The sequence below is a fragment of the Roseburia sp. OM02-15 genome (assembly GCF_003481835.1).
Taxonomy (GTDB): Bacteria; Bacillota; Clostridia; order Lachnospirales; family Lachnospiraceae; genus Eubacterium_I; species Eubacterium_I ramulus_A.
Genome location: NZ_QULX01000057.1, coordinates 1 through 878 on the forward strand (window position 1 = coordinate 1; position 878 = coordinate 878).

At 44.3% G+C, this 878-nt stretch carries 1 protein-coding gene; it reads left to right on the top strand.

Features of this window, described 5'->3' with window-relative positions; all coding sequences use genetic code 11:
• A partial coding sequence (locus DXB15_RS16790; RefSeq protein ID WP_147404808.1) for a sugar ABC transporter substrate-binding protein occupies positions 1 to 878 on the top strand: 878 nt, incomplete at both ends.

Consider the following 878-nt stretch of genomic DNA (forward strand, 5'->3'; position numbering starts at 1 on the left):
GCAGACAAGATCGTAACAGACTTACAGAGCCAGTTAGCATCCAAACCGGACGCAGTACTGATGTTCTCAGTAGTAGACGCAGTATTCGGTTCCGTACAGGAATTATGTGATGCACAGAAAGTACCATATGCATTGGATACAAACTTCCCGTCCGATCAGGAAGTATGGGACAGCATCAAAGCAGATCCGTTATTTATCGGCGGAATCGCAGCAAGCCCGTATGAGATGGGAAAAACACTTGCAGATCAGGCAATTGAGGCAGGAGATAAGACAGCAGTTGTTCTTGGAGCAGCAATCGGTGATTATTCCCATGATCAGCGTATCGCAGGTTTTACAGAAGAATTTGAGTCAAAAGGCGGAAAAGTATTACAGACCATGCACTGTTCTGATCCATCCGAGTCCACAACAAAAGCAAATGACCTTGTAATGGCAAACCCGGATGTAGACGCAGTATACTGCTCAGGCGGTGACTACTTATCAGCAGTTGCAGCAATCAAAGCAGGAGATTCTTCTTATAAGTTCGACCTTTACGGAACAGACGTAGCACCGGATCTGATCGATTACATCGAGCAGGGAGTTATCCAGGCAATGAACGGTGGTAACCACGTAAACGGAGCAATTTCCTTATGCTTATTAGTAAACTACTTAGATGGACATCAGATTCTGGATGCAGACGGAAAACCACCGGTACTTGATTATTTATCCACATACCTGATCACACCGGACAACGCAGCACACTTCAAAGCATTATATGCAGATGAAAGCTGCTTCATCTCAGACGAGCAGTTCCAGTCTCTGTTATACAAATACAACCCGGATGTAACAGTAGATACATATGATGAGTTCCTGAAAACATATGCAGATACCATCTACAATCT